Origin of the sequence: Flavobacterium geliluteum (assembly GCF_017948595.1) — a bacterium.
Lineage (GTDB): Bacteria > Bacteroidota > Bacteroidia > Flavobacteriales > Flavobacteriaceae > Flavobacterium > Flavobacterium flavipigmentatum.
In genome coordinates this window covers 1-13,611 of record NZ_JAGFBV010000007.1, presented here as the reverse complement: position 1 = coordinate 13,611, position 13,611 = coordinate 1, and the positions used below count along the sequence as shown (strand labels likewise).

Below are 13,611 nucleotides of genomic sequence, written 5' to 3'. Positions count from 1 at the left end.
TTGCAATCTATCAGGGTCATTTAAAATTACCTTGATTAACTATTTTTTTATGAAAGAAGAAATAAACGCTTATAATAATGTTTTAGAATTGATAGGTAATACACCACTTATCAAACTAAATAAAATCACCGAAGAGTTAGAAGGAAATTTCTACGCAAAGGTAGAAGCTTTTAATCCAGGACATTCCTCAAAAGATAGAATAGCTTTATACATCATTGAAGAAGCCGAGAAAAAAGGGATACTTTCTCCGGGGGATACCATTATCGAAACAACGTCTGGTAACACAGGATTTAGTCTGGCAATGGTAAGTATTATAAAAGGCTACAATTGTATTTTGGCTGTAAGTTCAAAATCATCGAAAGATAAAATTGACATGTTGAGGAGTTTGGGAGCAAAAGTATATGTCTGTCCAGCTCACGTTTCTGCAGATGATGAAAGATCGTATTATAACGTTGCCAAGCGTTTGCACGAAGAAACAAAAGGTTCTGTTTATATCAATCAATATTTTAATCAACTGAATATTGACGCCCATTACAGAAGCACAGGTCCGGAAATTTGGGAACAAACAAAAGGACAAATCACACATCTTGTTGCTTGTAGCGGAACTGGAGGAACAATCTCAGGAACTGCAAAATTCTTAAAAGAGCAAAATCCAAACATTAGAATTCTCGGAGTAGACGCTTTTGGTTCGGTATTAAAAAAATACCACGAAACAAAAGAGTTCGATAGCAAAGAAATTTATCCTTATCGCATAGAAGGTTTAGGAAAAAACCTGATTCCATCGGCTACAGATTTTGATATTATTGATAAATTTATGAAAGTAACCGACGAAGAAAGTGCTCACTCTGCCAGAGAGATTACCAGAAAAGAAGGTTTATTTGTTGGATATACTTCCGGAGCGGTGATGCAAGCCATCAAACAATACGCAGAAGAGGGTGAGTTTACAAAAGACAGCAATATTATTGCTATTTTTCCAGATCACGGTTCCCGATACATGAGTAAGGTCTTTAGTGATGACTGGATGAACGAACAAGGTTTCTTTGACAGTATTAATGAAGAGGAAGTTCAAAAAATTGAATTTGTAAAGTAGTAAAATACTTCAATAAAATAGATAAAAACTCTGAATGAATTTTCATTCGGAGTTTTTTTGTTTTTAGATGTTGCAGAAAGGTAAAATAGTATTAGATTTGAGAAAAATAAATTTATTAAAGTCTGTATTTTTCATAATTTTATGTGAATGCTTTATAAAAATGTAAGAATAGGTACGGTTGATTGATGTAAATTTAAATTTTTAATAATAAATATAAAAACATAAAAAGGAGCAATCAGAAGATAATAACGATCAATTTTTATTATTGTAGTTTTTGCTTTTTCGAGTTTGTGATTAATTTTCGATAAAATCAATTGTTCTTTAATTTCCTTATAACTAAACCAAATAAATTTTAATACCCAAAATCTTTAACCATGAAAAAAATATTACTTACTCTAATGCTTGTAAGTTATTTGAATGTTGATGCCCAAAATCCTGTTCAGGAATTCAATTTCAATGGAAATTTAAACAGTGCTGATAATACCATTTCCTTTTTAGGGGCAGCCAATTATGTAAATGATAGAATGGGAGTTGCTAAAAGCGCACAAAGACTAGTTAATAAAGCATTGCAGGCAGTAGTAGGTGATCTTCCGCAAGACAATAAACCGAGGTCAATTTCTCTCTGGGTAAAATTTAATACGATTAACGCGGCCAATTATATTTTTGGCTATGGCAGTCCATCAAATGGGCAATATTTTGGCTTATTACAGCAAGCTTCGTCTTCGGGTAATTCTGATTTAAGTTTGGCGGGCTGGGGAGCTGCAAATGATGTTATCGTATCTGTTCCGTTAGCAAAAGAGGTTTGGTATCACTATGCTGTTACTTACAACGGAAATGCTTCAAAAGTATATCGTAATGGCGAATTATTAAAATCAGTAGATGGAATCTCACGTTCCACCAAAGGTTATATTTTTAGACTTGGAGAAATAAATACAACAACAGGTGTTAATGCAGATATAGACGATCTTAAAATATATAATGTTGCGATGACAGATGAGCAGGTTATGGAGTCTTATAGCAGTTCTAAACCTCTTATTACTGCAACCCCGTCAGTTTCGTCTTCAGAAGCGGTAAAAAAAGGGGCTACTACAAATGCAAAAAGTACAGCTTCAGCAAAAACGCCACCTGCCAATAACACAGTTGCCAATGATAAAAATACAGTTTCTAAGAATATTGAAGTTTTCTCTCAAGGAAAGAAAGTACTGGGAAGTACTACTGGGGCCAGTATAAATGATTTGCCAGAAGGGACTTATCTGCTTAAAATAACAGATACTTCTCCAAAAAAATAACGTAGAATTTGTTATTAAAACTTTTGATGCTCCTGTTACTAAATATTTTAATGTTTTTTTGAAACCATTTTAATAGTAAAAAGTCTTCTGAAATATAATTTCAGAAGGCTTTTTAGCTAAATTAATGCTTTTTTTGTTGTCCCGGGGCATAGGCTTTTGCGCTTTTACTTCCCGACATTTTTTTAGCTTGTCCAGGCGGTACTTTATTACTGCCGTTGTGTACGTGTGCAGTACAGCTGATCACGCTAATCACTACAAACAAAATTACCATAACAATTACGGCAATTTTAGTGTATTTTGATGTTTTCATTTTTTTTTAAGCAAATATATTAGTTAATCTATATTGTATAACTAAAATTCTTTTATTTAAAATAAATACAAACAACAGAATATGATTCAAATACGGTTTATTTTTACTATTTATCTTTAAAAGAGAATATGTTTCAAAAATATTGTACAAACTTTGTTTAGTTCTAAAAATCTAATTAGAATAACTTAAAAAATAGCGATTTTACCCGTTTGTGTTCCCCCTGAGTTGGTCACTATTTTATAAATATAAATTCCTGATGAGGTGGTTTTTATGTTTATATTGCTCGATTTAGAGGTTAATGAGGTAGTAAAAGTATTTTGTCCGCTGCTAGAATACAAATAAAAAGTAGCGGCTTCGTCTTTTTTGGCTTCAATATTTAAGGGTTCGTTTTTGCTTAATAGCGTTGGATAAACAGAAAACAAATCATCCCCCAAATAATTAGTGTCCAGAATAGGGGAGTTTATCACATTATTAGATTGCAAAATGATTGCTATTCGATATTTATTACTGCCTTTTACCGGAGAAGAATCCAAAAAAAAGAATGTTTTTGAATTGACATCAGTTATAGTGCTAATGACATTTTCGGTCGTATTTGTAATTTTTACGAGCTCTATTTTTTTGATATTATAAAGACTAAAAAGACTTGCACTAATCTTTATTGTGTTTTCCTCATCAATTTCAGCAAAGGTCAATTCAAAATAGCAATTAGAATTTTCAGCATTCAGTAATGTTGATTCACTTTTTATCCCTTCACCGTTATCAATTACAGGCGCAACGGTATAAATTTTTCCGTCATTGTACGTATAGGTAGTATTTGTTGTTTGTTCTTTAAATGCCAAGCCTTCCCCTGTCAATTGATAGATTTTAAAGGAAACAACATCGGTTGGTTTTGTCCAGTTAATCTCTGTTGTACCATCACAGACCAAACTCGTATTGATTTTTAGATCATAAGAAATTGTAAAACTATCAGAAACATATTCTGCATTATTGATGGTCATTTTTAATTTCGCTTTAGCAAATTTTTCTTCAGCAGGAGTATAAGTAAATTGTTCGTTATCCAGATTTATATTATTTGAAATAATTTCCCAAGTTTGCCCATCATTATAAGTAATTGATAACTGACCCGAGGTGCCGGAAAACGAAGAATTCCATTTGAAAGGGGAGATAGTCTGACCATCATAAGGAAAATTATCATTGACTAGAGGGTAATTCCATTCAAATTGATTTTCCAGTTCATACTCGTATGCGATGCTGTAATCTTGAGAAGTATTGGATATAACAGAGCCGATAACAGCTATAGTATAAATTCCGGATGCCGGGTTTTCCAGCGCGACCTGCTCTACATTATTAAGTTTGTCTTTTCCGTTTGTGGCTTGCTGCTGAGGAGCTTCCGGATTAAGAATCCAAGGTAAAAAAGTCGTGTTATTGTTCGAAATAATTTCCAAATCTAAATCATTTACCAGACTGATATTACTATTAATAGAAGCAGGTAAATCATTCCAGACCAATGTTATTTTTAGGTTTTTTGCGTTTGATGGAACTGTAACAGTATGCGAATTAGTTTGACCAGAGGTTATATTACCTGAGATAAATCTGTTTTCGCTGATCGTTTTTAGGCATTTATCAGCATTTATACTGCCATAGCCATAAATGAAATCAGGGCCAATGTTGCCTAAATCTTTTGCACTATTAATTAGAATTGCTTTTGCTAATGCATTATTGAGAGAGCTGTTGTTTAATGTTTTATAATGTTGTTTCATCAGAGTGATAACTCCCGTAGTTATTGCAGTAGCATTAGAAGTTCCTTGTGTACTAAAGGCAACCAATTCTGGTTTTATTCGGCCATCATAGGCGGGTCCTGTTGATGAAAAAGGCATAATGACTTCGTTCTGATCGATACAACCTACCACGATACTATTTTTTGATTGTTTAAAATTGCCCGTAATCGATTTAGAACCTTCAAGCCCTCTATTGCCTGAGGAAAAACAATGAGTCAAATTTGTATTCGAAAATAATTGAGCATCATACGCATTAGCAAGTGTGCCGTAAAAATTTTCAATAACTGTTCCGTAAGAATGATTTTGAGTGGTTGCTCCCTGTAATGTGGCTACCTCATCGGGATAGACATTCAAAAAATCAGACGACAGTATTTTTGCTTTTGGAGCCACTCCTTTTCCTAAAACAGAGCTATTTCCAAGGCCGGAAACAATAGTTGCCATAGCGCTTGCGTGACTAGATACGGTATTGGACTGCGTGCTTGACGGAATGTGTTTATTCAATAAATCAATGTCATTCAAGTCAAAAAAGTCATCTTTGATTGCTGCAATTTCGTTTTCGCCAGTGACCAAAGGAAAGTTGGTGTTGGCTTTATTGATATTATTAATACTAAAATTTTGATCGATTATTTTTGACTCGCTTTTTGGTTGCATTGATTCTTGAGAGATCGAAGAGACACTGCGTAAAGGAATGATTTTATTGATTATTATTTCTGAATTACTTTTTATAATTACAAGCCTTTCATTGATAATTTGAACATTAGCAAGGTTTATTGATTTTAAATCAGTAAGTAAGGATTCGATGGTATCAGTTGCTACAATATATTCTTTGTCTTCTTTATGATGTATAAAATTTGCTGGAAGTTTCCATAAATTATTAGTAGGTAGGGCGTCGTTTAAAAGCGCATTGAAACTTTCCTTTTCAATAATACAAAAATTAGTATCAAGTTTTTTTACAACTTTATATCTGTTTTGATGTGCATTTTCTAAAGAGGTAAAATAGTATTTCTCTCGATTTGGTTCTTTTTCTTTTTTTATGAATTGTTTCCATTTGTCAGGAGTTTGAGAGAAACAGAATGTTGTCATTATCAAAAAAAAACAAGTAAGTTTTGTCTTCATTTACTTTAGGTATTAGGGCAATTTTAACCAATTTATTAATGCTGGATCAAACAAAAAATCAGTAGTATCCTTAATGGTCACTTATAATTTTTTAGTTAAGTGGAAAATATAAACGAAATATAAACTTAAATATTTCGATATGATGTATTTATTTCTTACAAATTTATCAAAGTTATGCTATTATATGAAAAAAAATAAGGTTTTTACGAGTTATAGGTGTTATTTATAAGAAAATATATGTTATTTTAAGAATTTAATATATAATTTTAGTTTTATTAAGCTTCTAAAGATAGTTTTAAAGCTGAAGAAAAAGCATGAGTATTGTTTTTTCTTGTTAATTATCTGTCTGTAAAATAATATATTTACATTTTTTTAACAATAAATTTACGATTATAGTTAATAAAAACTTAATTATTTTACTATAAATATTGTGTTTTGTTAAACTATATTTTCATAAGTATTTTAAGATTAAAATAAATTAGCTTTGAATATTAATACTGTTAATATTTTGTAAAGAGCCTTAAAGTCAACCTTTTAACTAACCTAAAAAAACTAATAAATGAACAAAATTAAATCAATTTTAGCCCTGTCGTGCATAGCGCTAACGCTATTTTCTTGTAACAAAGAAGATGAATTAACTCAAACAAATCCAGAGTCTACTAAAGTAACACAAGATGTGTTAAATAAAATTAGTGCACTCTCATTGAATAACAAAGACGTTCAAGTGATCAAAAACACTAAGTTAGATGGCACTACCGAAGATGCTTTTTTGATCGAAGGATGTATTGTTATGACCAAAGATCAATTAAATAAGATGGATCTTCATGGTGGTATTACAACAGAACAATACCGTACTACCAATTTAGTATCTGCTCCAAGAACTATCAGAGTTGTTGGATTGTCAGGCACAGGTACATCAGCATTGTCTACAAACATGCGTAACGGATTGCAAGCTGCAATAAACAGATACAATAGTTTAGGATTATCTATCAACTTTACTTTAACTTTTAGTTCAAGTACATCAGGAGCAAATATTGTCGTAAGAAGACAGACTGGTTCTGCTGGTGGAGTAGCTGGTTTCCCTTCTGGAGGAGCACCTTATAATTCAGTTACACTATATTCTGGACTTGATAGTTATACTACAGGAGTGAATGCCCACGTAGCGGCGCACGAGATTGGTCACTGTATTGGTTTACGCCATACAGACTGGTTTAGCCGTCAAAGCTGTGGATCAAATCAAAGTGAAGGAACAGCAGGTGTTGGAGCGGTTCATATCCCGGGAACTCCTACAGGATATGATTCAACTTCTTACATGAGAGCATGTTTCGGTTCAAATGAAACCGGAGCTTTTAATGGTAACGATGTTACTGCTCTGAATTATTTATACTAAAAGATGAATTAAGGTTCTCTTTACAAAATATAAGAGGCTGTCTCATACTGTATGAGACAGCCTCTCTTTTTATGTAATGATTCCTATTGTAAAATCGTATGACGAAGGTTCTGTTTTTTTTATTCTTTTAGAATTTCTTTTTTTATCGCTGTAAATGTAATTGTATATTTGATTTGTAGATCACATAGTTCTTTAAATACCCTATAAATGATAAAAATCAGAAAATAATTGGATTGCTTCCCAACCTTTTCTTTAAAAACAATCTCTATATAAATAGAAAACATTTTGAATGATTTTAATTTTAAAAAATAGAGTATGAAAAAGAAATTTACCTTAGCAATAACCACTCCCTGTTCTGAAAATTTTGATAGAATGATTCCTAATTCAAAAGGTTCTTTTTGTGATTCCTGTGCTAAAAACGTAATTGATTTTAGTAAAAAAACGAACTCTGAAATATCTAAATTTATTGCAGATAATAAAGGTAAAAACATTTGTGCACGAATAAAATCTACACAGTTGGAGGAAGAATTTGAATACAATGAAATGTCTAAAATTAATACTCTTAAATATGCTGCAATTGCGGCTTCGGTTTTACTAACATCCAATGTTGTTGGACAAGAAAAAGAGCCTGTTAAAATCGAAGTTATTTCTCCAGAACCTAACAATCATGTTGTGGGTAAAATTGCCGTTAATCATCAGGTTGAAGAGGAAGTTTCGATTATTGTAAAAGGAAAATTATTAGATTCGAAAACCAATAAACCTTTAAACAATAAAACATATCCCAACTTACTGCTAACTATTAATAATTCACCAACTCCTTTCAAAGTCAACCCAAAAACGGGTGAATTTGCTATTCCGTTGAAAGTTTTAAAAAACAGTAATAATCTTAGTATTACTATCGTAAGCGGCGATTATTATTTTTCTAAAACAATACCCTTTGACATAAAATGGGTCAAAGGAAATGTTTTACAGCAAAATATCATTATTGCAACAGAAGAATTGACTAAAGTCATGATAATGGGAGGATTGGGTGTGAATTATATTGATAAAAAGGGAACTAGGGAGCTATGAAATGTTCTTAAAGATCGAAAGCCTTCTGAAATACGGAAGGCTTTTGTTTTTTTAACCTATTAGAATAACTACGAATAGAATTACTAGCGGTGCTATGATGTACTTTGTGATTTAATACACTATACTGAGAAGTCTGTAAGTTTAAAAATAACGGTTACAGATTAAAAATCTTTGCTATTATAGGTTGTGACCCAGGCGCACTATCGGGTACTCGCTGTACGCAATCACTAGGGTAGGAGGCTTGATATTTTCGAATATATGCCGTTACGTATGCCAGTTTGACATTCTACTTTTTTAGGTCATTTCTCCGTCACTCTTCCGTCACGTCTCCGTCTGAAATTTATTCTGATGTTTTAGAGTAGTTGCTCTTTTTCTGTCAGATTGTCAGGGATATCAGTAGCTTGAATCGTGATTTTATCCCCAGCTAGATCTGTATTTTCTGTAGTAGCAGTGTAGATCCAGTCGAGACCATTTGTACTTATTTTGGCGTTGCCTTCTTCTACCAATGTCCCATCGGCATTTTCTATAATTACTTTTACGGTTGCTACCTTAAAGTCGTCTATTACTTTTATACCAATGCTGTCTCCTTTTTTGCCCGTGTAAAGCGATAGATTGATCTCTTCTATTTTTGGAGCGTTTAACATATCGGCTACCGCTATATTGTAGGCACTAATATTGTTTTGAGGATCTGCATTGGCTTCATACATCGCTTTGGTAGCAGCGTCTTTTATGGCCGTTTTTGCATAAATAATTGCTTCTTGAAATCGTGCAATGTGCTGCTTTTGTTTTTCAGTGGGTGCTCCCGAGCGTTCTTTAGGTGCTTTAGAAACGATTGTTTTACTTCCGCGTTGGCTAAACACGATAATGTCGCCTACCTTACCACTTAATCCGTGCGTGATAATGTTGTTTTTACTTTCTGCCATGGTTCCTTTTCATTAATGGTTTGTTAATCAAGCAAATGTATAATTATTTTTTATTATTATACTATTTTTCTTATTTTTTAACTATTAGTTTTATTTTTTAGAATAGTATAAACAAAAGGCTTGCGCCGGAGTGGGGGTAAAATTAAGAAATAAAAAAAACAGAAGTATTTTTTTAAGAAATGCTTCTGTTTTAGTGAGTCGCGTTGCAAACGCTACAATTTATCTTTTTATTTAGGTAGGTCGTTGCAAACGAGCACCAGATATGATAACAAACGAGTACGTGAGCGGTGAAATAAATAATTATTAGAACTCAATTCCTAAACTTTTAATCCACGAACGAAATCCATCCCCAATGGCACTATCTTCATTTTTGAGAGGATCATCGTAATTAAATTTAACATCCAATTTACCTGATTTAGGAGAATAGATGATTTTTAACTCAAATGGAACTTCTCTTTCGAATTTCTTAAATAAAGATTCGATTGAATTTCTTTCATTTACAATTTTTTGAATAAGCCAATCTTGACGATCATCTGTTACTAGAAAATTGGAGTTAATCAGATATATTTTATGTCTTTCAAAATATTTATCATTATTTTGATATATGATGTCAAAATATTTATTTTGGCCAATTAAGCAGTATATAAATATGTTATCTATATTTTTAGAATTATAGGTATAATCCAATGATATTTCAAGCAAATTTTTAATGTGATTTTGCAACAGCGTGTCAAATTCGTTATAATCCATATTTATTTTATATTAGATATTCTTACAGGTTCTATTGCTTTTCCATCAATTTTGTATTTTATTTCAAAAGCACTTGGCCTTAGATCAGTCCCTTCATAAATAACTTTTATATTCACTTCTACCTTTAAAGGAGGGACAGCACTTAAAGCTCTAGCCCATTCATTTTCAATTCTTTTATAAGTACTTAAATTTACTTCTCTTAATTGCGAAACGATATTATCGATTTCTTTAGATCCCCCTGCTGGCGCCAGCGTCCCGCTCGTACCTACAATCAAAATCAATTAAGATTAATGACAAAGAAGTTCTTTGTGTTCACGAGCGGGACGCCATAAGTGTTCGAAACCTTAAAATTAGTAACTTTACAAGAAACCATGCAAGTTTCAGAAGTTTTAAATTATATTCCGAAAGAGGAATTGGAAAGATTATCAATAGAATACAAAGTTGACTATCAAGTTAAGAAACTCGATGGACAAACAATGTTCCAATTATTATTGTTTTCGATGCTTAATGTTCGACAGAATAGTCTTCGAGTGATGGAAGAATTCTATCACTCATTAGCATTCAAAAGCATAGCAAATAATAGCTTTGAAGGAGTCAAATACAATTCAATCAGAGATAGATTAGTAAGTATTAATGCTGATTATTTTGAAGCTATTTTTAATAGTTGTCTAAATCAGTATAAAACAAAATATTTAAAGAAAAAGCACAATGTTATTTCTTTTGACTCCACCCTGATTGCAATTTCATCGAAATTATTAAAAGAGGGAATGCAGATTAATCAAAAAGGAGAAAAGAAGTTTGTAAAATTTAGTATTGCCTTTTCAAATGTGCCAATACACTCAAAAATATTTACAGAACAAGCATTTGTTTCAGAAGACTTTGCTTTAAAAGATTTAATAAATGAATGTTCTTTTAACTCTGATAATATTTTAGTTTTTGATAGAGGTATTCAAGCAAGATCAACGTTTGATGAGTTCAACAAGCAAAAGTTCGTTTTTGTTACTCGTCTTAATAATTATACTCGTTTTGAAATAATAAATGAATTTAAAATAGCTGAAAATGAAACAGAAAGATTAATACTTGAACAAGACTTGCAAGTAGTATTATTTGATAAAAGGAGTAAAAGAACAGAAACTTTTTTACGCTTAATTATAGCAAAAGAAAAAGAAAGCAGTGAAGTTTTTTGCTTTTTAAGCAACAGCAAAACATTGTCTACTAAAGAAATAGCAGATATTTACAAACAGCGATGGGAAATTGAAGTGTTTTTTAAATTCATAAAACAGAATCTAAATTTCAGTCATTTACCCCCCTCTGGTGCTCGTTTGCAACGAGAACCTACTTACTGGAAGACACAAAACAAAGCGTTTGCAACGCGACTAATTTAGTAAATCACCATAGCGGTTCAACATTAACATTACAAAAAACGTTGTTGTCTTGTTCATAATTTCTGTAACTGCTATTCACATAATCCCTTTAATGAAATACTATTTGTGCTTCTACTGGATTATAATGAATATAATTTACTCGTTGTTCCATTTTCTCTAAAGTATCTAAAATTATGGGATGAAAACCATCTTGCCAGAATTTATATTTTTTTGCTCTGCCTGCTTTTTGTGCCTCATAACTAAATTTTCTTAGTAACCATTCTCGTCTGCTCTCTGGATGCTCCTGAATTGCTTCAATGATTTTTTTTGAAGTAAATTTTTTAAAATCACGAATCACATCTTGCAATTCTCCATCAAAAGCGGTAGCTATTAAATGAATGTGACTAGTCATATAAACATAAATGTACACTTAATCCTTTTTCTTTAATACAATAATTTAAAGAATCGCCTATAATAGTACAATAAACCGGTCTAACAAATAAATCAACCCAATCTACAACTGTGATGGTAATAAAAGTGGGAACGGTACTATCTATGACTTTGTATTTCTCAGACATTTTTTTAACAAATATATTTCTTTTTACTAAATCATGTATTTGAATTATCGTAGTTAGTCGCGTTGCAAACGCTTTGTTTTGCCTAAACCTGTAATTATCTACTCGTTGCAAACGAGCACCAGAGGGGAACAACTCGCAGAGCTCAGTTAATTATTTATGTTATATTGAGGTCTTAAATCCTCTAATTTTACTTTTAATTTCTCAAAATAAGTTAGATAATCATCAGCCATTGAAATGAGAAGAGATTCAACATACGATATTTTTTTATCATATTCTTCATCATTACATAGTTTGGAAATTATCAACCCCCTAAACAAAAATTCCGGACCTCCTGCTAAGATTAATGTTCAAAAACAAATAGCCTTCTGAAATTCAGAAGGCTATTTGTTTTTTGTTAGCTTATTACGCTAAGAACTACAAATAAAATTACCAGAATAATTACTTAATATTATATTTAGGTTCCAAACTTTTTAATCTTAATTTCAATTTTTCAAAGTAAGGTAGATATTCATCTGCCATTGATTTAAGAAGAGATTCAACGTATAATAGCTTATTCTCATATTTTTCATCATTGCATAGTTTTGATATTATTAATCCTCTAAATAAAAACTCAGGACCACCAGCTAATAATTCATTCCAATATTTTCCTTCAATTTCTAATTTATCAATTTCTTTTAAAACGTTAGGTAAATAAGTAAATTTTTTAATAAATTTTTCGCTATAATTATCTATGTATTTTTTAATTTCATTAGTATGATCAATAATTTTTTCTTCTGTATCTAATTCAACATCACTAAAATTAAGAATGCCCTCTTTATCACCAATAGTTGCAAAAAAATCTTCTTTTTTATCTAGATAGCTAGTAAAAATTTGGTTTGGAAATTGAATTTCTATGATTATGTCTTCAACTTCATTTAAGCTTAAATTTAATTTACCGCCATAAATTTTTTTGGCTTTTGCAAGATAATTAAATGAAGTTTGTACAACGTAATTATCTTGTTTTAATATGAATCTTGGCCCTGCATTGGCATAAAACTTATAACCTTTATCTAAGAAAAAAGATTTTAATTGATCAAAAAAATATGCTTTAATATTCATGAAGTTTATTTTATAGTGGTTATTTTATTTATAGAAACATTTGCTATCTGGTCAGTTCCTGCATCTGAGATCTTAAAAATTCTATTATTACTAACATTTAAATTAAAATCTTTATCAAAATAATTGGTAGCATCCTTCTCATTTAACTTGATATCGTATTTAATTTTCATGCTTTTTTCTCCCTCTGGTGCTCGTTTGCAACGAGTACCTACTTACAGGAAGACTCAAAACAAAGCGTTTGCAACGCGACTAATTTAGTAAATCACCATAGCGGTTTAACATTAACATTACAAAAAACTTTGTTGTCTTGTTCATAATTTCTGTAACTGCTATTCACATAATCCCTTTCATGAAATACTATTTGTGCTTCTACTGGATTATAATGAATATAATTTACTCGTTGTTCCATTTTCTCTAAAGTATCTAAAATTATGGGATGAAAACCATCTTGCCAGAATTTATATTTTTTTGCTCTGCCTGCTTTTTGTGCCTCGTAACTAAATTTTCTTAGCAACCATTCTCGTCTGCTCTCTGGATGCTCCTGAATTGCTTCAATGATTTTTTTTGAAGTAAATTTTTTAAAATCACGAATCACATCTTGCAACTCTCCATCAAAAGCGGTAACTATTAAATGAATGTGACTAGTCATATAAACATAAGCATGTACACTTAATCCTTTTTCTTTAATACAATAATTTAAAAATCGTCTAGAATAGTACAATAAACTGGTCTAACAAATAAATCAACCCAATCTACAACTGTGATGGTAATAAAAGTGGGAACGGTACTATCTATGACTTTGTATTTCTCAGACATTTTTTTAACAAATATATTTCTTTTTACTAAATCATGTA

The 13,611-nt window shown here is 31.3% G+C and carries 14 protein-coding genes; 5 read left to right on the top strand and 9 right to left on the bottom strand.

From position 1 onward, the window contains the following. Positions 1 to 49 precede the first annotated feature (49 nt). Both J3495_RS05795 and J3495_RS05790 read left to right on the top strand, forming a co-directional pair. Complete coding sequence (locus tag J3495_RS05795; RefSeq protein WP_210665627.1) at positions 50 to 1,090, top strand: PLP-dependent cysteine synthase family protein; 1,041 nt, start codon at positions 50 to 52, stop codon at positions 1,088 to 1,090. Positions 1,091 to 1,464: 374 nt separating this feature from the next. Further along, complete coding sequence (locus J3495_RS05790; protein WP_210665626.1) at positions 1,465 to 2,379, top strand: LamG domain-containing protein; 915 nt, start codon at positions 1,465 to 1,467, stop codon at positions 2,377 to 2,379. Positions 2,380 to 2,500: 121 nt separating this feature from the next. On the opposite strand, the gene J3495_RS05785 is transcribed toward J3495_RS05790, so the two are convergent. Together J3495_RS05785 and J3495_RS05780 are read right to left on the bottom strand one after the other, a co-directional pair. After that, on the bottom strand, positions 2,501 to 2,689 hold the full coding sequence (locus J3495_RS05785; protein ID WP_210665756.1) for a hypothetical protein: 189 nt from the start codon (positions 2,687 to 2,689) through the stop codon (positions 2,501 to 2,503). Between the two features lie 185 nt (positions 2,690 to 2,874). After that, positions 2,875 to 5,550 (bottom strand): S8 family serine peptidase, encoded by a 2,676-nt coding sequence (locus J3495_RS05780; RefSeq protein ID WP_236025403.1) that lies wholly within the window; start codon positions 5,548 to 5,550, stop codon positions 2,875 to 2,877. A 592-nt stretch (positions 5,551 to 6,142) separates the two neighbouring features. On the opposite strand from J3495_RS05780, the gene J3495_RS05775 reads away from it, so the two are divergent. Together J3495_RS05775 and J3495_RS05770 are read left to right on the top strand one after the other, a co-directional pair. Further along, positions 6,143 to 6,973, top strand: a complete 831-nt coding sequence (locus tag J3495_RS05775) for a M57 family metalloprotease (RefSeq protein WP_210665624.1) — start codon at positions 6,143 to 6,145, stop codon at positions 6,971 to 6,973. Positions 6,974 to 7,288: 315 nt separating this feature from the next. Then, positions 7,289 to 8,044: a hypothetical protein gene (locus J3495_RS05770; protein WP_210665623.1), complete on the top strand. Its 756-nt coding sequence runs from the start codon at positions 7,289 to 7,291 to the stop codon at positions 8,042 to 8,044. Positions 8,045 to 8,397: 353 nt separating this feature from the next. Here the strand turns inward: J3495_RS05770 and J3495_RS05765 are convergent, their stop codons facing one another. The 3 genes from J3495_RS05765 to J3495_RS05755 all read right to left on the bottom strand — a co-directional run bounded on the left by J3495_RS05765 (position 8,398) and on the right by J3495_RS05755 (position 9,992). After that, the gene (locus tag J3495_RS05765; protein WP_210665622.1) at positions 8,398 to 8,967 is read right to left on the bottom strand and encodes a hypothetical protein; all 570 of its coding nucleotides are present in this window, start codon (positions 8,965 to 8,967) and stop codon (positions 8,398 to 8,400) included. Positions 8,968 to 9,270: 303 nt separating this feature from the next. Further along, positions 9,271 to 9,717 carry a hypothetical protein gene (locus tag J3495_RS05760; RefSeq protein ID WP_210665621.1) on the bottom strand — a complete coding sequence of 149 codons (447 nt, stop codon included), beginning with the start codon at positions 9,715 to 9,717 and terminating at the stop codon, positions 9,271 to 9,273. 2 nt (positions 9,718 to 9,719) lie between these two features. Further along, complete coding sequence (locus J3495_RS05755) at positions 9,720 to 9,992, bottom strand: DNA/RNA non-specific endonuclease (protein WP_236025402.1); 273 nt, start codon at positions 9,990 to 9,992, stop codon at positions 9,720 to 9,722. A 96-nt stretch (positions 9,993 to 10,088) separates the two neighbouring features. On the opposite strand from J3495_RS05755, the gene J3495_RS05750 reads away from it, so the two are divergent. Next, positions 10,089 to 11,102 (top strand): IS4 family transposase, encoded by a 1,014-nt coding sequence (locus J3495_RS05750; RefSeq protein ID WP_210665620.1) that lies wholly within the window; start codon positions 10,089 to 10,091, stop codon positions 11,100 to 11,102. Positions 11,103 to 11,190: 88 nt separating this feature from the next. Here the strand turns inward: J3495_RS05750 and J3495_RS05745 are convergent, their stop codons facing one another. From J3495_RS05745 to J3495_RS05730, 4 genes are all read right to left on the bottom strand, one after another. Then, complete coding sequence (locus tag J3495_RS05745; protein WP_210665619.1) at positions 11,191 to 11,493, bottom strand: hypothetical protein; 303 nt, start codon at positions 11,491 to 11,493, stop codon at positions 11,191 to 11,193. Between the two features lie 604 nt (positions 11,494 to 12,097). Beyond that, positions 12,098 to 12,757: a hypothetical protein gene (locus J3495_RS05740; protein ID WP_210665618.1), complete on the bottom strand. Its 660-nt coding sequence runs from the start codon at positions 12,755 to 12,757 to the stop codon at positions 12,098 to 12,100. Between the two features lie 5 nt (positions 12,758 to 12,762). Beyond that, the gene (locus tag J3495_RS05735) at positions 12,763 to 12,927 is read right to left on the bottom strand and encodes a hypothetical protein (protein ID WP_210665617.1); all 165 of its coding nucleotides are present in this window, start codon (positions 12,925 to 12,927) and stop codon (positions 12,763 to 12,765) included. A 92-nt stretch (positions 12,928 to 13,019) separates the two neighbouring features. Beyond that, a complete protein-coding gene (locus tag J3495_RS05730; RefSeq protein ID WP_236025401.1) occupies positions 13,020 to 13,406 on the bottom strand; it encodes a hypothetical protein in 387 nt (128 codons plus the stop codon). Positions 13,407 to 13,611 lie beyond the last annotated feature (205 nt).